The sequence below is a fragment of the Methanothermobacter sp. EMTCatA1 genome, from assembly GCF_002356395.1.
Lineage (GTDB): Archaea > Methanobacteriota > Methanobacteria > Methanobacteriales > Methanothermobacteraceae > Methanothermobacter > Methanothermobacter thermautotrophicus.
This window is the reverse complement of record NZ_AP018336.1, coordinates 562,597-580,394: the sequence shown is the minus strand read 5'-3', so window position 1 is coordinate 580,394 and position 17,798 is coordinate 562,597. Positions and strand designations below refer to the sequence as shown.

At 49.7% G+C, this 17,798-nt stretch carries 21 protein-coding genes and 1 tRNA gene; 14 read left to right on the top strand and 8 right to left on the bottom strand.

Annotated elements, in window-relative coordinates; translation table 11 throughout:
* Window positions 1-218 precede the first annotated feature (218 nt).
* Genes tca_RS03060 through tca_RS03050 form a run of 3 tightly spaced genes read right to left on the bottom strand, consistent with a single transcriptional unit; the run spans window position 219 to window position 3,524 of the window.
* Entirely contained in the window at window positions 219-2,330 is a 2,112-nt protein-coding gene (locus tca_RS03060; protein WP_048175431.1) for a ribonucleotide reductase N-terminal alpha domain-containing protein, read from the bottom strand.
* A 7-nt stretch (window positions 2,331-2,337) separates the two neighbouring features.
* Window positions 2,338-3,042 (bottom strand): 2-amino-5-formylamino-6-ribosylaminopyrimidin-4(3H)-one 5'-monophosphate deformylase, encoded by a 705-nt coding sequence (arfB, locus tag tca_RS03055; RefSeq protein ID WP_010876289.1) that lies wholly within the window; start codon window positions 3,040-3,042, stop codon window positions 2,338-2,340.
* Window positions 3,042-3,524 (bottom strand): DUF1947 domain-containing protein, encoded by a 483-nt coding sequence (locus tca_RS03050; protein ID WP_173402628.1) that lies wholly within the window; start codon window positions 3,522-3,524, stop codon window positions 3,042-3,044. The genes arfB and tca_RS03050 overlap by 1 nt, the downstream gene beginning before the upstream one ends.
* A gap of 309 nt (window positions 3,525-3,833) precedes the next feature.
* On the opposite strand from tca_RS03050, the gene tca_RS03045 reads away from it, so the two are divergent.
* From tca_RS03045 to tca_RS03010, 8 genes are all read left to right on the top strand, one after another.
* Window positions 3,834-4,070 carry an LSm family protein gene (locus tag tca_RS03045; RefSeq protein ID WP_013295846.1) on the top strand — a complete coding sequence of 79 codons (237 nt, stop codon included), beginning with the start codon at window positions 3,834-3,836 and terminating at the stop codon, window positions 4,068-4,070.
* A 65-nt stretch (window positions 4,071-4,135) separates the two neighbouring features.
* Complete coding sequence (locus tca_RS03040; RefSeq protein WP_010876286.1) at window positions 4,136-4,318, top strand: 50S ribosomal protein L37e; 183 nt, start codon at window positions 4,136-4,138, stop codon at window positions 4,316-4,318.
* Window positions 4,319-5,161 (top strand): toprim domain-containing protein, encoded by an 843-nt coding sequence (locus tca_RS03035; RefSeq protein WP_010876285.1) that lies wholly within the window; start codon window positions 4,319-4,321, stop codon window positions 5,159-5,161. It begins immediately after the preceding gene.
* Between the two features lie 33 nt (window positions 5,162-5,194).
* Window positions 5,195-6,601, top strand: a complete 1,407-nt coding sequence (gene purF / locus tca_RS03030) for an amidophosphoribosyltransferase (RefSeq protein WP_048175428.1) — start codon at window positions 5,195-5,197, stop codon at window positions 6,599-6,601.
* A gap of 63 nt (window positions 6,602-6,664) precedes the next feature.
* Window positions 6,665-7,861: a peptidase U32 family protein gene (locus tag tca_RS03025; RefSeq protein WP_048175427.1), complete on the top strand. Its 1,197-nt coding sequence runs from the start codon at window positions 6,665-6,667 to the stop codon at window positions 7,859-7,861.
* Window positions 7,862-8,006: 145 nt separating this feature from the next.
* Window positions 8,007-8,480: a CBS domain-containing protein gene (locus tca_RS03020; protein WP_048176560.1), complete on the top strand. Its 474-nt coding sequence runs from the start codon at window positions 8,007-8,009 to the stop codon at window positions 8,478-8,480.
* An 18-nt stretch (window positions 8,481-8,498) separates the two neighbouring features.
* Complete coding sequence (gene cfbC / locus tca_RS03015; protein WP_048175426.1) at window positions 8,499-9,296, top strand: Ni-sirohydrochlorin a,c-diamide reductive cyclase ATP-dependent reductase subunit; 798 nt, start codon at window positions 8,499-8,501, stop codon at window positions 9,294-9,296.
* A 130-nt stretch (window positions 9,297-9,426) separates the two neighbouring features.
* Entirely contained in the window at window positions 9,427-9,609 is a 183-nt protein-coding gene (locus tca_RS03010) for a hypothetical protein (protein WP_048175425.1), read from the top strand.
* Here tca_RS03010 and tca_RS03005 read toward each other — a convergent pair whose 3' ends face one another.
* Complete coding sequence (locus tca_RS03005) at window positions 9,610-10,023, bottom strand: DUF123 domain-containing protein (RefSeq protein WP_048176558.1); 414 nt, start codon at window positions 10,021-10,023, stop codon at window positions 9,610-9,612.
* Window positions 10,024-10,249: 226 nt separating this feature from the next.
* Here tca_RS03005 and tca_RS03000 point away from each other — a divergent pair, with 226 nt between their 5' ends.
* Both tca_RS03000 and tca_RS02995 read left to right on the top strand, forming a co-directional pair.
* On the top strand, window positions 10,250-10,420 hold the full coding sequence (locus tca_RS03000; RefSeq protein WP_173402627.1) for a hypothetical protein: 171 nt from the start codon (window positions 10,250-10,252) through the stop codon (window positions 10,418-10,420).
* Between the two features lie 72 nt (window positions 10,421-10,492).
* Window positions 10,493-10,909, top strand: coding sequence for a DUF371 domain-containing protein (locus tag tca_RS02995; RefSeq protein ID WP_269899813.1), 417 nt, complete (start codon window positions 10,493-10,495; stop codon window positions 10,907-10,909).
* A gap of 119 nt (window positions 10,910-11,028) precedes the next feature.
* On the opposite strand, the gene tca_RS02990 is transcribed toward tca_RS02995, so the two are convergent.
* Window positions 11,029-11,112: transfer RNA gene (locus tag tca_RS02990), tRNA-Leu, on the bottom strand.
* Window positions 11,113-11,301: 189 nt separating this feature from the next.
* On the opposite strand from tca_RS02990, the gene tca_RS02985 reads away from it, so the two are divergent.
* The 4 genes from tca_RS02985 (at window position 11,302) to galU (ending at window position 13,460) form a co-directional block, all read left to right on the top strand.
* The gene (locus tca_RS02985; RefSeq protein ID WP_048060863.1) at window positions 11,302-11,607 is read left to right on the top strand and encodes a DUF167 domain-containing protein; all 306 of its coding nucleotides are present in this window, start codon (window positions 11,302-11,304) and stop codon (window positions 11,605-11,607) included.
* Window positions 11,608-11,684: 77 nt separating this feature from the next.
* Entirely contained in the window at window positions 11,685-11,924 is a 240-nt protein-coding gene (locus tca_RS02980) for a hypothetical protein (RefSeq protein ID WP_048060862.1), read from the top strand.
* Between the two features lie 12 nt (window positions 11,925-11,936).
* Window positions 11,937-12,560, top strand: a complete 624-nt coding sequence (locus tca_RS02975) for a hypothetical protein (RefSeq protein ID WP_010876274.1) — start codon at window positions 11,937-11,939, stop codon at window positions 12,558-12,560.
* A 42-nt stretch (window positions 12,561-12,602) separates the two neighbouring features.
* Window positions 12,603-13,460 carry a UTP--glucose-1-phosphate uridylyltransferase GalU gene (gene galU / locus tca_RS02970; RefSeq protein ID WP_010876273.1) on the top strand — a complete coding sequence of 286 codons (858 nt, stop codon included), beginning with the start codon at window positions 12,603-12,605 and terminating at the stop codon, window positions 13,458-13,460.
* Between the two features lie 75 nt (window positions 13,461-13,535).
* Here galU and tca_RS02965 read toward each other — a convergent pair whose 3' ends face one another.
* The 3 genes from tca_RS02965 to galE all read right to left on the bottom strand — a co-directional run bounded on the left by tca_RS02965 (window position 13,536) and on the right by galE (window position 17,774).
* Entirely contained in the window at window positions 13,536-14,798 is a 1,263-nt protein-coding gene (locus tca_RS02965) for a CPBP family intramembrane glutamic endopeptidase (protein ID WP_010876272.1), read from the bottom strand.
* A 70-nt stretch (window positions 14,799-14,868) separates the two neighbouring features.
* Window positions 14,869-16,800 carry a hypothetical protein gene (locus tca_RS02960; protein ID WP_048176557.1) on the bottom strand — a complete coding sequence of 644 codons (1,932 nt, stop codon included), beginning with the start codon at window positions 16,798-16,800 and terminating at the stop codon, window positions 14,869-14,871.
* On the bottom strand, window positions 16,797-17,774 hold the full coding sequence (gene galE, locus tca_RS02955) for a UDP-glucose 4-epimerase GalE (protein WP_010876270.1): 978 nt from the start codon (window positions 17,772-17,774) through the stop codon (window positions 16,797-16,799). The genes tca_RS02960 and galE overlap by 4 nt, the downstream gene beginning before the upstream one ends.
* Window positions 17,775-17,798: the final 24 nt, after the last annotated feature.

The following is a 17,798-nucleotide window of genomic DNA, read 5'->3' as shown; positions in this document are numbered from 1 at the left end:
CTTTAAATAAGGCGAATGCAAAACATTAAAAATGTGCCCATATTATGATGGGTAACATTTTGAGCTTCATGAGACAGCGTACAGCGTCCTTATGAAGCTCCTTAGAAGATTTAAAGGTCTGGTGTCCATTTTATCACCTTTAAATCTTCTATTAATTTAATTAGAAACACTCTTGAAAAAACTGGTGATCATGAAAGACCTGCTTTAAATCTTCTATTTTAATTAGGACAGGTCATATCACGGCATGAACCCGCATATTCAGGGAACCTCAGGACCTCATCCACCTTACTGCCATACCTGTAAACAGTAACACCCTTGCAGCCAAGCTCATGGGCGGCCCTGAACACCCTTTCAACGTCAGCAGGTGATGAATCAGCTGGCAGATTCACTGTTTTTGATACAGCATTGTCCACGTACCGCTGGAAGGCGGCCTGCATTTTAACATGGAATACAGGGTCTATTTCATGTGCGGTCACAAAGAGCCTCCTTATCCCTGCAGGCACCCCAGGGACACCCCTCAGACTTCCCCGGGATTCTATGGCCTCAAGGGATCTCTTATCAAGTCTTCCCGCCATCGTCTTAAATAGGGGGTGCAGCTCATGGAAGCTCCTTCCCAGGATGTTCCTTGTGAAGGACACGGCAAAGAGGGGCTCAATTCCACTGCTGGTGCCTGCTATTATACTCAGGGAACCAGTTGGGGCTATGGTGGTTAATGTGGCGTTCCTCATGCACTCAAATCCCTGGATATCCCATATGCTGCCCTTAAATTCAGGGAATGATCCCCTCTCTCTGGCAAGTTCCATGGAGGCCATCCGGGCCTCAGATGATATGAATGACATTACCCTTCCGGCCACCTCAAGGGCAGCCACTGAATTGTAGGGTATTCCAAGTTTTATCAGCATATCAGCAAAGCCCATGACACCCAGCCCTATCTTACGGGTTCTCAGTGTCATCTCCTCCACTGGACGGAGGGGGTAGCTGTTAACGTCTATCACATTGTCAAGGAAGTGCACTGCCACATGGACGGTCCTCCGGAGCTTCTCCCAGTTAATACCGGAGGGGCCTACCATGAGGCTGAGATTAACTGACCCCAGATTGCATGATTCATGGGGGAGGAGTGGCTGCTCTCCACAGTTGTGGACTATGAATCCATTGGCTGTGAATGCACTGGCACCGTAGACAGTGGCGTCATAGACATCCTGGCGGCCGGCGCCCCTGAGGCCTCTGAAGGTTGCAAGGGCGGGAAACTCCCCTGCAGAATCGTCCATCACAAGGAGGTCTCCCCTTTCAAGTTCACCGGCGGCACGCCATTCCAGACCACCATCCATTACAAGGACCCTGTGATCATGGGTCAACCTTAAGCCAGGGCCCTCCCTGGTTCTAAGATCATACACGTCCCGTTCACCGGTCCTGAAGAAACCTGAGGGGCAGGGGTACCCTGAGCCCCTGATGAGTGCGGTGAAGGGCCTGCCCTCCAGTTCAGCCACTGTCCGCGGACCCCCGGATGTCATTACAATGGTGTCACCGGATACACAGGGGTTGGTTGCCTCTATCCTCCCGAGTTGTGGAGTGGGGTTGTAGCGGTTTATACGGTCCTCAAAGAGGATCCCGGGATCTCCGGACCTCCAGGCTGCCTCCACGATCCTCTTAAGTATCACCCTGGATTCTACCGAGTCAACCACCTCACCGTTCCTGGGGTTTATCAGGTCCACCGGGCGGTCATCCATGAACTCATCAGGTACGGTGACTGAGAGGTTGAAGTTCCGCAGGGGACCCTCCCTTGACTTGGCGTCTATGAAGCTGAATATGTCGGGGTGGCTCACATGGAGGACACCCATATTGGCGCCCCTTCTTCGCCCGCCCTGCTTTATAACGTCAACCGCAACATCGAATATCCTCATGAAGGACACAGGCCCCGAGGCAACACCCATTGTGGACGCGACGATGTCCCCTCTGGGTCTTAACCTGGAAAATGAGAAGCCAACACCCCCACCGGATTTGTGGATGATGGCCATATCCCTCAGGGAGCTGAAGATACTATCAATTGAGTCCTCAACAGGGAGTACAAAACAGGCGGAGAGCTGGTTGATGGGCGTGCCTGCATTCATTAGGGTCGGGGAATTTGGGAGGAACTCAAGCTTAGCCATAACCGAGTAGAAGGCATCCTCCGCAACCGCAGGGTCATCACCGTAGGCCTCATCTGCAGATGCAACAGCCCGCGCAACCCTCCTGAACATCTCCTCCGGTGTCTCTACAACCTCACCACCCTCACCCCTGAGAAGGTATCTCTCCTCAAGCACCTTCAGGGCTGTTGTGCTTAAACTGATCATCTTTATGCTAAAATTCCTGTATAATCTTCAGGAGCTCTTTCACATCTGATATAACACTTTCAACGGCATCATCAAGTATTCTCTGGCCCAGAACAGGGTCGGGGTTCACACCATCCCTTTCACATATCCTTGCAGCCTTATCTATTTCTCTGTTGGCTTCACGGGCCTCCTTCAGACCTATCATTCCAATTTCAGGGTAGAGTTCAGGTATGCATTCATCAAGGCGCCTCAGATCCGCGATACCGAGTATGAGACCTGCGGATAGTTCACCGCTACCTGCGTGCGGTCCCTCAATCTCAACTATCCGGTTGTTCCAGGCGATTTCAAGGCCCAGTTCCTCTTCGAGGTCGTCCATACAGTCCTCCAGTTTGTTCCCTCCGTGACCGTTTACAATTACAGCGGCCTCAAGGTTTAGAAGCCTTCTGGCCTTCCTCAGGACAGGTTTCAGTTCCCTCTCAACAAGTTCATCCCTGTCCATGTGTATGCCGTGTTTAACGTAGGGAAACTCTGAGGCGGCATAGAGCACCCCCAGGAACCTGGCCCCGGTCCTCAGGGCTGCCTCAAGGGCCACGTAGGATGCTATCTTTGCATCGGTGTCGATGGGGAGTGCCGGGCCATGGTTCTCGAGGTGTGACCCCACAGCCAGTATCCCGATCCTGTGGACATCCTCTGAGATTATGTTCCCGGCGTCGAGGTTCAGCTCAACCAACACTAGACCTCCAGTTCCCAGATGGCATCTCCGATGTGGTGGATGGTCTTAACAGCCTTTCCTGAATCTCTTTCAACCATTTCAGGTCCACTTATGAGGCTTATACCCACTGCAAGGGGTCTGCGATTTCTCTCATCCACCACAACGACGGTGTCGTTCTCAGATATCTCAGGGTCGGCGTCAACTATACCGGGGCTCATGACATCGGCCCCGTTTGCAAGGAACCTGACGGCCCCCATGTCAACGACCACATATCCCCTATCTATTTCCATCTTCAGGGCGCCCCTCAGGGTCGGGACAACCCTGTCGTCAATGAACATGAGGAGTGGCTCCCCATTAACCAGTATGATGTTGTTATCATCAGTCTCAATGATTTCAACCGTGGCCTTTTCAGGTATCAGGGAGGAGTAGTCTCCAATCTGCCCCCGTATCTCCTTGAGCTTCTTCTTCTTTATATGGTACCTCTTCCTGATCTTCACAGTCACACCCTGTTCATTTTATGAATGGTCTGCAGCATGTTCCTTAATCTGCTTTACCATCATTGAATCATTTAAACTCTTCTGCAAGTATATCTATAGCTCATTTCTAAACTACTTTACGTGCACCACATGCATTTCTCATGGATGAGGGATCCCAGGGCAGACCATGGAATGGATTCGAAGAGGCACCGCAGTGCAAGAAAACTTATATATTAGTAGAATAGAAAAATGAAGTATCTAATTGGAAGATTTTCAGCTCGTTAGTTAGATTTAAATATAATCCGGCTAAATTTTAATCTAGGATAGGTGATAGATGTGAGTTCACAGAGAGTTAACGTACAGAGACCACTCGATGCCCTTGGCAATTCACTGAATTCCCCTGTGATCATAAAACTCAAGGGTGACAGGGAGTTCAGGGGAGTTCTAAAGAGCTTCGATCTCCACATGAACCTCGTGCTGAATGATGCAGAGGAGCTGGAGGATGGAGAGGTCACAAGAAGACTTGGAACCGTCCTTATACGTGGAGATAACATAGTGTACATATCCCCGTAGATTTAATTGTAAGGGGAAGAGTGGATCAACTTTACAGATTAACTGATTTTAAGGAGGATTAGAACATGAAAGGTACTCCATCATTTGGTAAGCGTAACAAGAATCTCCATATAAGATGCAGGAGATGCGGTAAAAACTCGTATCATGTACGTAAAAAGGTCTGCGCTGCATGCGGTTTCGGCAGATCCCGCAGAATAAGGCGCTACAGCTGGCAGAACAAAAAAATTACAGGCCAAAGGTTGAAATAAATGGATAATAAAGGCCCTGTTGATGTGCGGATAATTGTTGAGGGAGCCTCCGATGTTGAAAGCGTCTCGAGGGCGCTTCAGAGGGTGTCCCTCGGCGCCAAATACCACATAACCATATCATCCATAGTCCCAACAACAAGCCTTGAGATCGCCCTCAGGGCCGTTGAGGGTGCTGACATTGTCCTGATCGCAACGGATGTTGACCAGACAGGCAGGGAACTTGCAGATAAGTTCAGGGAAGCACTCAGGGGTCATGTTGGGCACATTGAACGGATGAAACTCCCCTACGGTCATGACGTGGAATACCTTGACCCGGACCTCATAAGGGAGGAAATAGAAAACGCCATCATAAGGGCCGGACTCCAGACACTCACAGGCATAAGGAGCCTCAGTGACATGAAGGAGAGGCTTGAAGAGTGCCGGGAGAAGCTGGATGAGACAGTTGCCGAAAACACTGCACTGAGGGATGAGAATACCCGGCTGCAGGGTGAAGTTGAGGCAGGTAATGAAAGGATAGAATCCCTCAGGGGGGAGCTGAGTCAGCTTGAGGAGAAATTCCGCCTCCTGGAGGGAGAGTACTCCAAACTCGAAACTCGTTTTTCTGAACTTGAAGATAAGGAACTTCTTGAGACCTTCTCAATCACGGACCTCTGGAGGGAAACCTTTGGAGAGGAACCCGATGACCTTGAGAGGATTTATTTTGTAACCGATCACATTAAACCCGAGGGTATAATCCTTGGACAGGGCTCAATAGCGGCGCCTTCACGGGAAGATGCGGTGGAGTGGCTCCGGATAATAAAATCGGCCCTGGTATTCACCGAAAAAGATGAAGAATCGTCCTAACGTGGATAAACCTTCTTGTTGGGAGAATCTGAAGTGAGAGATAAATGCGGTATTGTAGGGATTTACTCACAGGATAAGAAAACCGGTGTGGCCTCCCAGATATATTATGCGCTCTACGCACTGCAGCACAGGGGACAGGAGTCTGCAGGGATCTCAACATTCAATGGGAACGATATACTGACACACAGGGGAATGGGGCTGGTCTGCGACGTCTTCAATCCTGAGAAGCTAGAGGAACTTAAGGGGAACGTCGGGATAGGACACGTGCGCTACTCAACCACAGGCGAATCAAGGATTGAGAATTCTCAGCCATTCTGGAGCGAATTTCAGGGAGGTAAAATTGCAATAGCCCATAATGGAGACATCATAAACTCCATGGAACTCCGCGAGGAACTCGAAGAGGAGGGTCACAGCTTTGTCTCAACGACGGACTCAGAGGTCATCTGCCACCTCCTCAGCAGGGAATACGATGAGAAACCGAACATGATATACGCCATAAAGAGGGTTTCAGAGCAGCTGGTGGGATCATATTCCCTGGTGGTGCTTCTGAACCAGGACCTCTATGTCGTCAGGGACCCTGTGGGTATAAAACCACTGGCCTTTGCAAGGAAGGGCAGCACCCAGATCGTGGCCTCGGAGACCGTGGCCTTTGATGTCATAGGTGCCGAGCATGTAAGGGACGTCCAGCCCGGTGAGATACTCCACCTGAACCGGGGCAAATCCTACTGGGTTGCAAACGCCCCCAACACCAGGAGGGCCCACTGCATGTTTGAGTACGTCTACTTCGCAAGGCCGGACAGTGTAATCGACGGGCGCAACGTATACAGGGTCCGCCTCAATATTGGGGAGGCCCTCTACAGGGAGCACCCGGCCAACGCAGACGTGGTTGTACCCGTACCTGACTCATCCATCCCGGCGGCCATAGGATACTCAAGGGCCTCAGGGATACCCTACGGTGAGGGCCTGATAAAGAACAGGTACGTGGGCCGTACATTTATAATGCCGACCCAGGAGGAACGTGAAACAGCGGTTAAACTCAAGATGAACCCCATAAGGTCCGAACTTGAGGGTAAACGCATAGTACTCATCGATGACAGTATAGTGAGGGGGACAACCTCAAGGGCACTCATTGACATCATAAGGGATGCCGGGGCAGAGGAGATACATCTGAGGATAGGTTGCCCACCAATAAAGTCCCCATGCTACTATGGCATAGCAATGGCAACAAAGAAGGAGCTCATAGCATCCAGCAGGAACGTTGAGGAGATAAGGAGGATAATAGGTGTTGATTCCCTGGGCTACCTCAGCATCGAGTCCCTGGTGGAGTGCATAGGTATAAAGAAGGGATTCCTGTGCACGGGATGCCTTGATGGGGACTACCCCACACCCCTACCATCTGACATAAGTGAATATGAGGCCATGAGGTCCTGCTCCAGGTGATGGGGCCCTGGCTGCAGATTTTCATTGTTGTATAAAATTAAGGATTGTTTTTCAGTGATTGAGATGCCTGAACTCCTATCACCGGCCGGAGACTTTTCTTCCCTCATGGCAGCCCTCAGGTCAGGGGCGGATGCAGTCTACATTGGACTCGAGGGCTGCAACATGAGGGCGCGGGCAGATAATTTCAGGGTAAGTGAGGTTGCAGAGGCTGTGGAGAGGGCCCACGACCACGGCTCAAGGCTGTATGTCTGCACCAACACGGCCCTCAGGGATGATGATGTTGAGAGGCTCAAGAATATCTTTCCGGAACTCCACTCCGCAGGTGTTGATGCTGTCATAGCCTCTGACCTTGCAGCGGTGGACCTTGCAGCTGAATGCGGTCTGGATGTCCATGTAAGTGTACAGGCAAACATTACAAACACCCGTACACTCACCATACTCAGGGACATGGGGGTCTCAAGGGCTATACTCTCAAGGGAACTGTCCCTCAGAGAAATCGCAGGGATTGCGTCGGCTTCACCGGTTGAGGTTGAGGTCTTTGTTCACGGAGCCCTCTGCACCGCCATCTCAGGGAGGTGCTACCTGAGTTCCTACCTCTATGGCAGAAGTGCAAACTGTGGTGACTGCCTGCAGCCCTGCAGGAAGAGCTGGAGACTGGTATCAGAGGACGGTGAATTCGACCTTGAGGTGTCAGCTTCAGAGGCTGTAAGGAGCTACCTCCTGAGTCCCGCGGATCTCTGCATGATCGAGCACATACCTGAACTTGTTGATGCAGGGGTCCATGCACTTAAAATTGAGGGCCGAGGGCGCCCTGCTGATTACGTTGCAACGGTGACAGGTGTCTACAGGGAGGCCCTGGACAGGTACCTCAGTGGTGAGTGGAGATTTGAGGAGCGCTGGCTCAGTGAACTTCGAAAGGTCTTCAACAGGGGCTTCAGCACGGGATTCTATTTCAGCGAACCTGAGAACGGTAGCAGTGGAAACATATCCGAATACATCAAGGAGGACATTGGAGAGGTAGTTAATTATTACAGGAAGGTCGGTGCAGCAAGGCTACGACTATGGAGACCCCTCAGGGTGGGTGATGAGGTTATAATCCAGGGAAAAACCACCGGGGCCCTCATACAGCGTGTTAAGTCCCTCCAGATAGAGGGGGAATCGGTAGAGGTGGCTGAAGGTGGGGAGGTTGGGCTCCTTGTTGAGGACAGGGTCCGGCCAGGGGATCTTGTCTACAGGAGGGTTAAGAGGTCTGATTCCTGAGAACCCGGTTTCTGAAAACCCACCTTCGATGTTCCAGTTGTTCCTTTTTTTCTGGCCTCCTAAACATCATCTTTCCAGGTTAGTATGTGGAGGGGGACTGTTATTTTTAAAAGTGATGGTCCACATATTAAAGATGGGTGAACAGATGATAAGGGTAAAGGATGCTATGCAGAGCGATGTTATAACCGTTAAGAGGACCAGCAGTATCCATGAGGCGGCAAGGGTACTCAGGGAGAACAGGATAAGCGGTGCCCCGGTTGTGGACGAGGACGGGAAACTTGTGGGTATCATCAGTGAGGGAGATATAATGAGGCTCATAGAGGTCCACTCCCCCAGCCTTAACCTCATCATGCCCTCACCACTGGACCTCCTTGAACTCCCCCTCCGCATGAAACACGAATATGATGAGATAGCGAGGGGTATAAGGAAGGCGGCGGTCATGCGCGTGGAGGAGATAATGACCCCTAAGGTTGTAACCGTGCCCCCACGCGCCTCGGTCTCAGATGCAGCTGAGCTCATGGAAAGGCATGACATCAAGAGACTGCCAGTGGTTGATGAGGATGGCAGGCTGGCCGGGATAATAACGAGGGGAGATATAATAGGGGCCTTTGTTAAGTGATCGCTCAGTGGTGTATCAATGAAGAGGATAGCCATCTATGGTAAGGGAGGTATAGGTAAATCCACCATCGTCTCAAACATGGCGGCGGCTTACTCATCGGAGCACAGGGTCCTTGTGATAGGATGTGACCCCAAGGCAGATACCACAAGGACCCTCTATGGTGAGAGGCTCCCCGCGGTTCTGGATGTGCTGAAGGAGAACAGAGAACCCGATGTTTCTGAGGTAATACACACAGGATTTGGGGGTGTAAGGTGCGTTGAATCAGGTGGCCCTGAACCAGGTGTGGGGTGTGCCGGGAGGGGCGTCATAGTTGCAATGAACCTCCTGGAAAGGCTTGGAGTATTCCGGGAGGACATTGATGTCGTTATCTATGATGTCCTTGGTGACGTTGTCTGCGGAGGCTTCGCAGTTCCCCTGAGGGAGGACTTTGCAGATGAGGTCTACATAGTTACGTCCGGGGAGTACATGTCCCTTTACGCAGCCAACAACATTGCACGGGGCATAAGGAAGCTCAAGGGTAAACTTGGAGGTGTCATATGTAACTGCAGGGGCATCAGGGATGAGGTGGAGATCGTATCTGAATTTGCTTCAAGGATAGGTTCAAGGCTGATTGGAGCTGTTCCCAGAAGCCATCTTGTCCAGGAGAGTGAGCTTGAGGCCAGGACTGTCATAGAACGGTTCCCTGAGTCTGAACAGGCCTCTGTTTACAGGAAACTCGCGGAGGATATCTACAGGAACACTGAATTCACGGTACCCGAACCAATGGATCAGGAGGAGTTTGAGGAATTCTTCAGAAAATTCAGGGTTGATGGTTAATGAAGGTGGTTCCTCGGATTCATGATTGGTTCCGGGTTGTTGAAAATTCAGGGTTGAGGGTTAATGGTGGTTCCTGAGATTCATCCTATCACAGGTTGGTCTTTCATGGTCTCTGATGGAGGATATGGTTATGGAGAGGTTTGAGCAGCTTGGAGTATTCCATCTGGCAGCTGGATTTCTGATAGTGATTATGGCTGTATGGGCACTCGACCCATCCGGTGCCCTTGGAACTGAGCCCCAATGGCACGCAACCCTTAAGTTAATCTTTGGGGCCGTGATGATGGCTGCAGGGGTTAAACTCCTGAGGGGATAGTCATATCCCCCATTCATGGACCTCAGCTCCCAGTTCCCTGAAGGCCCTCTTTACAGATTCGGTGGCATCATTTTTATTTTTGAAGTGATGCAGGTGTGATTTACACCTGCAGTCTGAACAGCCGAAGCCCCTGACAGATTTTTTGCCATGGAGCTTCTCTGAAACTGCACATTCAAGTCTTCTTTTATCTGTTGTGTAGAGGACACATTCAACCTCTGCACCGTCCAGGAAGTGGTCTATGTGCCACCTCCTCCTTTTCTCGGAGCTGAGGTGTCTTTTTATCCTTGCCTCAAGGGAGCTGAAGCCGGAACCAACATATACATAGAAGCCTGGAGGGAACCTTACGGTTCCAAGGCTTCCGATCCTCCTCTCAGTCCCTCTGCAGTTTATAATGAGACAGTATGTTCCCTTCATCAGCATCATTTCCTGATTTAACGGTTTTCATAGGTGCATATCTTCTGTACATCATGTATAATAATCTTAGCTGAACATTTACTAATTTAAGAGATGTACACTCATTTCAGGTAATAAATCGAATGGTTATTATCACAGCAAGAAACTTTTAGTAAAATTTATATCCATCACAATTTAATATTAATTCTGGTTTCTGCAGGGTACCATTACCAGTGGGGGTGATACCATGGCAGTGGCAAAATGGTTGCTTTACATAATTGGTATAATACTGGTACTGATGGGTATACTGGGTTACCTTGGGATTCCGTTCCCGGCTCTCAAGGACCCGGCATGGCACGCTGCCCTTAAAATAATTATCGGGCTTGTAGCTCTCTGGGGAGGTACGAAGGCAGAGTAGATTTTTTGCCAGCCAAACTCTTTTTTTGGGCCCTGCAGAAACCCAATTTTCCATGGTGATCCAATGGGAGTGTTGAGATATACTCTGAGGGCAAGGGGACATCCCAATGTCACAGCAGGCCACAGGACAACCTTTGAGGTCACTGTGGACCCTGAGATAGGTGAAACAGCAGACTGCATAATAGGTGTTTCATCATCTGATTCCATATCAACACTTCCTGATGAGATGAAGAGGGCCATAGCACGTGAATCATCACTGGTCAGGGTTATACTGAGGACAGAGAATGGTTATGATGAGATAAGGGGCTACGGGCACCCTGAACTTACCCTTGACCATCCAACAGATATAGTGTGCAGGAAGAGTGATTACATCTGCAGCAGGACGCTGATGATACGGGCTGATAAGGCGGCATGTGATCTTGATGAGAATCTTGTGAGGGATCTGAGGGAGGGCAGGGAACTCACGGTTGAGATAATAGTCGAATATTAATTCTGCGTTATCTATACTTGATGGAAGCCATTGAGAACATGAGATTCACTACAGTTTTGAATCTTACTATTAAAAAAACTTTGAAGTTTATTGCCTACTGAAAATTGATGAAATAGAAGTGCAGGGGACGGGATTCGAACCCGCGAAGGGACTCCCCCACTAGGCCCTCAACCTAGCGCCTTTGACCGCTCGACCACCCCTGCATGGGAAAATCAGTGCTGATCGGGGAGTGAAACAAAGTATCTACATTTTACTATTTAAAGTTTGCGGTAGTTCAGACATCTGCCATGAAACGGGACCTGCTGGTGCCATCATATTTATGCAGATGAAAGGATATACCGATAGGCTGAAAGCTGAATTCTCAGTTATTAGCGACCTGACGGGTGATCACTATGGACTGTCTTAGGGAGGTGGGTGATGACCTTCTTGTGAACATTGAGGTATCACCTGCATCGGGAAAATTTGGGATCCCATCCTACAATGAATGGCGGAAGAGGATTGAGGTGAAGATCCATTCACCCCCCCAGAAAGGGAAGGCAAACAGGGAGATAATAAAGGAATTCTCAGAGACCTTTGGAAGGGATGTTGAGATAGTGTCAGGGCAGAAGAGCCGTCAGAAGACAATCAGGATTCAGGGCATGGGAAGGGATCTCTTCCTGAAGCTGGTCTCAGAAAAATTTGGTCTTGAAATTCCATGAATGTTTTAAGAGCTGTTATTAAATGTACAGAAAACTTTATTAGTCATCAAGATAAAAAAAACAACTGGAGGTTAGAAATGATTTCGACAGTCACAACAACAACTACCACCACGGTGACAACCGCAGATGTCATGACATACAGCATAATAGCAGTAATTGCACTTATTGGTTTCCTGGCTGTTAAGGAGGTGCTCAGCTCCGATGAAACAGGAAACGAAACATTAAAGGCACTGGTATCCGGTTCCAACGTGGCAATTCTGCCACTGCTGATAGTGTTTGCAGCGATAGTGATATACAGGGTTCTGACAATTGTCTAAAGGGGGTAAAGGATGAACAGAAATGCTTTAATACTGGCCATAGTGGTTATAATCATCATAGTGGGAGCCGCGGCCCTCATGATGGGAAAACAGACAGTCACACCCCCTGTAGCAGGCGCAACACTCCTTGCATTCGACAACCATGCCACTGACCATCAGGTACATGCGGTTGCGGTTATAGAGAACGTATCAAAGGCTGATGGCTCACTAACGAACATATACATGGATTCATGGCTTCAGCCAAATGGAAGGGTCACAGCGGATCTATCAAAGGAACTTGGCTACAATGGATCATTACCTGCCGGAACAACATTTACACTGAAGATGTGGATCGATCCACATGGTAACAAAACAGGAAACGCCACCATCAACATGACAGTAAATGGAGGTAGCCAGGACAAAATCGATGACGAAACAAATGCATACCTTCTTACAGCATCACACGCATTCTACCCGGCATCCACCATAACTTCAAACCAGATCAACGTCACACAGGACAATGCAAGGGGCGCTGAATTCCTCAAGGGTATAAAATCAATATACGTCGAGCTTCTCATAACAGTGAATGCTGATGGGACGGTTACAATAACACAGCTTGCACCTCCAGTTCTATGTACTCTTGCAGCGGGTGGTTAAAACCTTTTTTTATTTTTTTTAAGTAACGGAGGTTTTTTTTCTATGAAGGCAGTTATACCAGCAGCTGGCCTTGGGACCCGTTTTCTGCCTGCAACCAAGGCACAGCCCAAGGAGATGCTACCGGTCTTTGACAAGCCAACAATACAGTACGTTGTTGAGGAGGCAGTAGCCTCGGGTATAGATGATATACTCATAATAACAGGTAAGGGTAAGAGGTCGATTGAGGACCACTTTGACCGTTCATTTGAACTTGAATACTTCCTGAGAAAGAATAACAAGATGAATTACCTTGACGAGGTTGAGGCGATTTCAGACCTTGCAGACATCTACTTCGTGAGACAGAAGGAGCAGAAGGGCCTCGGGGATGCAATATACTGTGCAAGGAAACATATAGACGGTGAGGACGCCTTCGCTGTTCTCCTTGGGGACACCATAACATCATCAGGGGTCCCCTGCACGCGCCAGTTAATGGATATATATGAGAGGTACGGGGCATCTGCAATTGCAGTGGAGGAGGTCCCCAGGGATAAGGTGGAGCGATACGGTATCATAGATGGTGAAGAGGTCTCAGAGGGAATCTACAGCATAAGGGATATGGTTGAGAAGCCACCTGTAACTGAGGCGCCTTCAAACCTTGCCATAATGGGCAGGTACGTCCTTGAGAGTGAAATATTTGACCACATAAGGGAGGTACCACCTGGATTTGGTGGCGAGATACAGCTCACAGATGCCATGAGGTGCCTCGAGGAGGTCTATGGTTGCGTTTTCAGGGGACGGACCTATGATATTGGTAACAGGGTTGACTGGCTTAAAACATCCCTTGAGTTTGCAATGAACGATGATGAGATAAGGCCCGAGTTAATTGAATATCTGAAGAATCTCATTGATGGTTACCGGTAGCCTCCCGGCACCATGACTCTTGAATTTTTTAATGTTGAAGGGAACTCCCATTTCTTTTTTGAATTTTAATGAAAATTAGAGGAAGGGCATTATCAGGAAGAGAATGGAATTCGATATGCCGTGGGATACGGTTATCCCTGAAATGCTCCTTGTTCTCTGGAAAGCCAGCCCATAGATCATGGCGACACTGAAAACAAATATAAGGTCGTAACCGGATTTCCAGCCAACGTGAAGGGCTGTGAAGAGGAGTGAAGCATACAGAAGTCCTGGAAGTTTTCCCATAACGTCCTCTGCATTTCTCTGAAGGATCCCCCTGAAGAGGAGCTCCTCTGCCAGTCCCGTCCCTATAAGCATGACCAGAAAGCCCACCAGTAGATTTGAAACTGAGGGCGAGGGTATCAGTGCTTCGGGTCTGAGTATCTGGTACTCGATGTAACCCATGGGAAAACCGGTAAGTGCAACAGCCAGCTGCCACTTCCGACCTTTAAGATTTAATCCAACATCATCCCTTCCAAGTTTCTGGGTCCTCATGAGGGCAGCGGATGCAGCAAACAGGGGTATTGCTATTATAACATACCAGTAAAGGTGTTTAATGACCGCGAGGGGCATTGAAAGCCCCACGATCCTTATGAGTGGCAGTATCATCATGGCGGCAAGGAGGACCTTCATCTTCTTCTTTGATAGGGCCGAATGGATAAAGAGGGCGAAAAGGAGAGACGCATGAATCACGAGGCCCAGTTTCATGCTTATGAACGTCGTCGAATACTCGGCGATGATGAGAATTGCAAGGTAGAGGAGCAGTACGGAGGCGTTGTACCTTAAAATCTCTTCCCTGAGTTCTGCCTCCAGTTCCTTCATCTTTGAATATGCGACAAGGACCTTGATTTTGTCCTGGTTCTTCATGCAGATCTCATTGTACTTTCTGTATGCCTCAAGGGCCTCATCGTGTTTCCCCATCTTCTCGAGGATCCTTGCACTGTAGAGTACAGCATCTGATTCCCTTTTAAGATCCCCTGTTTTACGGAAACCCGATGCTGCAAGGTTGTAGAACCATGCGGCCCTCTTCAGTTTGCCCTTACCCTCATAGGCCCTCCCCATGCAGAGTGAAACATCAGCCTCATGGGGGTCATCCACCTCCCTGTAGAGCTCTAGGGCATTCCTGTAACTCTCAATGGCAAGGTCTGTTCTGCTGATCCTGTGGTACTCCCTCCCGATTCTGAACAGGGTGTCAGCGGTCTTCTTTAGATCACCTGATTCGGCGTATTCATCAGCGACCCTGTTAAGGTATTTTAGTCTGTCAACGTAGTCCTCGGGTCTTAGAACTCTTCTTCTCTCCAATATATCACCTGATCCATTAATGGATTGTTTCGTCGAAGCTGACTATCATGGTATTCTCTCCGTACCACACCTAATCCATTGCCATTCTGTGGAATAGCTCGCCGTCCACGTGGAGGTCCAGCTGACCTGCAGAGGGAAGTGACGCCTTTTCAAACTTCCTGACGTCCTGGAGGATGCTCATATCAAGTATGGCCTCCATTGACCTCACACCATGTCTGTATTCAGGTATCATAAGGAAAGCGTTTAGAACTCCCTCATCGATTCTAAGGCGTCCGCTGGCATCAAAAAGGTGGGGAGCCTTCCTTTCGAACATGGATCTCAGGAGTATTGCCCTGCGTAGCATGAAAAACTTGTCGCGTCTGTGCTGTGGGTCTGGACCTATGATGTTCACGTATCCTCTGAGCCGGCTTATGAAGTCCCTGACCTTGGCCTCCTTCAGAACCTCAGGGTCCTGTGACTCAAACTCCTGGAAGGTGCTGCTCGTACCCCCGGCAAATACCAGGATGCATTTGCCCAGGGGATGCATGCTGTCGCCTTCCCTGAACTCTCCGTCCTGCATCGGTGCAAGGAAGTACTTAACCCAGCCCAGTTTTTTCTCGCCGATAGGGGAGTCGAATTCATCAAAGAATGCCTGGGGGACCATACCCTCAAGTACAGCGTCTCTTATCTGGTGGAAGGCGTCTATAAGATCATCCTCGCACCTGAACTGGGATATGTTGAAGTTTAGGTGCTTTATTCGCTCAGGATCAACACTTGCGGCAAGCTGGCTCACTGCGAAGGATTTGCCGGCACCGGGGGGCCCGAACACTCCAATGCAGAGGGGTCTCTCAGGGTTATCATTTTTCATGTACTCCACCATCAGGTTCCTTATGCTCTGATAACCCTCGATCTCCCTTCGGTCTGCTGTTATAAGTTTACCGAAGTGGGCAACAGGTAGCGGACATTTTTTTCTACTGTAACCGTTTATCACAATGTATCTTGAAACTGACTCTATGTCAAATAGTGGGGGTGAACTGGCGATTGTCCAGAGTCCCCGGGGGTGTTGAGGTATTTCAACAGCCCCTATCTCATCATCTGCACTCATGAATACATCAGATATTGGGTAGTCAGGTTCGGATGAAAACCCTCTTTCAAGGAGTCTGGCAGCGGCTGTAATACCCCGCCTTATGCATTCATCCATCTCACGACCCTCTGATAGGGCCGCGGTGAATGCTGCAGTGAACGCAGAGCCACAGCCCTGCATTTTTCCCGGGGCCCTCTCTGTAAGGTCGCCCTCAAAGAGCTGTGGGTGGTAGAATAGCCTGACATCCCCCCTGTTGTAATTTATGGCGCCCTCGAGGCCTATGCGGACCACCACGTTGAGGTCCCTGAGATCTTCGAGTGATCTGTTGTTCTCCATCTGCCAGATGAAGTCCTCTGCGGTCCTCTCCCATGAGAGCCTTCTTGTTATGTTGGCACCGTGCTCCCTGAGGTCATCTGCGGTTATTATGACTATTAGCTTCTCTGGATGTTCTTCCAGGAGGTGCTCCCAGAGGCTGCCTCTGAACAGTGGTGATGACATCTTAAGCACAATGAGGGGGTCTCCACCCATGATCTGGGACGGCCACCGCTCCTCCATCTCCCTGAACCCGTTCCCAGCGTCATCGATCACTATGATGGGGGATTCATGTTCCTTTAAACTGAATGGCATTGATGGAAGACCGCTGTCCGGGCCGGTGTAACCCATGAACTTCTTGACATGATAACCATCGCCTGTGGCTTTGAGTTCCGCGAAGGAGTGTATGAACTCTGAGGGGTCAGTGTTGCCTGGCTCATCCCCTATTGATGGGTGATTAACCTCCGTAAAGTTCTTCAGCATCCTTGCTGTGAGGAGTGCGCCGCCCTCAAGCGCCTTCCTCTTGAATCCAAGGTGGTTCTTCCAGTTAAATTCTGAGACATCAGAGTCTCCCTTAACGGACCACTGTATCCAGTCAACGGTTATATCTCCTGTGACGGTTATCATGAGATCCCCCCTCTGATCCTTGAATGCCAGTTCCATGCGGTTTCTATTATATCCTCGAGTTCTGTGAATTCCGGCCTCCAGCCAAGGACCCTCCTGGCCCTACCGGCACTGCCCACGAGTTCCGGTGGATCACCTGGTCTTCTGTCATCCTCAACAGCATTTATACTGGCACCTGTGACCTCCCTGCAGGTCTCTATAACCTCCATGACTGAGAAGCCGTTCCCGTTTCCAAGGTTGAAAACCCCGCTTTCTCCACCCTCAAGGTATCTGAGCGCCCTCCAGTGGGCATCTGCCAGGTCCATAACGTGGATGTAGTCCCTCACACATGTTCCGTCGGGTGTTGGGTAATCTGTGCCGAATATCCGCACGGCGTCCCGCAGACCCAGGGCAACATCCAGGACGATGGGTATGAGGTGCGTTTCAGGGTTATGAAGCTCCCCCACCTCTCCTTCAGGGTCTGCTCCGGCTGCATTGAAGTAGCGGAGCGAGACATAGTTGAGACCATAGGCATCCCTGTAGTCCCCCAGTATCTCCTCAACCATGAGTTTGGATCTGCCATAGGGGCTTATGGGGTTGAGGGGGTGTTCCTCGCTTATTGGTATCTCCATGGGGTTCCCGTAGACTGCACAGGTGGATGAAAATATGAAGTCCCTGACGCCATGGTCCACCATGGAATCCAGGAGGTTTATGGTGTTCACGACGTTGTTATGGTAGTACCTTCCTGGTTTGAGGACCGATTCACCGACATCTGTGAATGCTGCGAAGTGCATGACCGCATCCACGTCATGGGTTTCAAAGGTCCTGTCAAGGAGTCTCCTATCACCCAGGTTACCCTCTATGAATTCACCCCACTTAACAAAATCCCTGTGGCCCCTTGTGAGGTTATCAAGGATGAGGGTTTCGTATCCCCTCTCTGATAGAAATTTATTGACATGTGACCCGATGTATCCTGCTCCGCCAACGATTAGTATCATTTTATCACACAGATATGATTCTGT

What these genes read in the sequence shown, in the direction of transcription:
- tca_RS03040 (WP_010876286.1), top strand. Translation starts at nt 4,136, where the DNA reads ATGAAAGGTACTCCATCATTTGGTAAGCGTAACAAGAATCTCCATATA.
- tca_RS02975 (WP_010876274.1), top strand. Translation starts at nt 11,937, where the DNA reads ATGAACAGAAATGCTTTAATACTGGCCATAGTGGTTATAATCATCATA.
- tca_RS03025 (WP_048175427.1), top strand. Translation starts at nt 6,665, where the DNA reads ATGCCTGAACTCCTATCACCGGCCGGAGACTTTTCTTCCCTCATGGCA.
- galU (WP_010876273.1), top strand. Translation starts at nt 12,603, where the DNA reads ATGAAGGCAGTTATACCAGCAGCTGGCCTTGGGACCCGTTTTCTGCCT.
- tca_RS03020 (WP_048176560.1), top strand. Translation starts at nt 8,007, where the DNA reads ATGATAAGGGTAAAGGATGCTATGCAGAGCGATGTTATAACCGTTAAG.
- tca_RS02985 (WP_048060863.1), top strand. Translation starts at nt 11,302, where the DNA reads ATGGACTGTCTTAGGGAGGTGGGTGATGACCTTCTTGTGAACATTGAG.
- tca_RS03005 (WP_048176558.1), bottom strand. Translation starts at nt 10,023, where the DNA reads ATGAAGGGAACATACTGTCTCATTATAAACTGCAGAGGGACTGAGAGG.
- tca_RS03035 (WP_010876285.1), top strand. Translation starts at nt 4,319, where the DNA reads ATGGATAATAAAGGCCCTGTTGATGTGCGGATAATTGTTGAGGGAGCC.
- tca_RS03000 (WP_173402627.1), top strand. Translation starts at nt 10,250, where the DNA reads ATGGCAGTGGCAAAATGGTTGCTTTACATAATTGGTATAATACTGGTA.
- tca_RS02980 (WP_048060862.1), top strand. Translation starts at nt 11,685, where the DNA reads ATGATTTCGACAGTCACAACAACAACTACCACCACGGTGACAACCGCA.
- tca_RS03010 (WP_048175425.1), top strand. Translation starts at nt 9,427, where the DNA reads ATGGAGAGGTTTGAGCAGCTTGGAGTATTCCATCTGGCAGCTGGATTT.
- tca_RS02960 (WP_048176557.1), bottom strand. Translation starts at nt 16,800, where the DNA reads ATGATAACCGTCACAGGAGATATAACCGTTGACTGGATACAGTGGTCC.
- galE (WP_010876270.1), bottom strand. Translation starts at nt 17,774, where the DNA reads ATGATACTAATCGTTGGCGGAGCAGGATACATCGGGTCACATGTCAAT.
- tca_RS03060 (WP_048175431.1), bottom strand. Translation starts at nt 2,330, where the DNA reads ATGATCAGTTTAAGCACAACAGCCCTGAAGGTGCTTGAGGAGAGATAC.
- cfbC (WP_048175426.1), top strand. Translation starts at nt 8,499, where the DNA reads ATGAAGAGGATAGCCATCTATGGTAAGGGAGGTATAGGTAAATCCACC.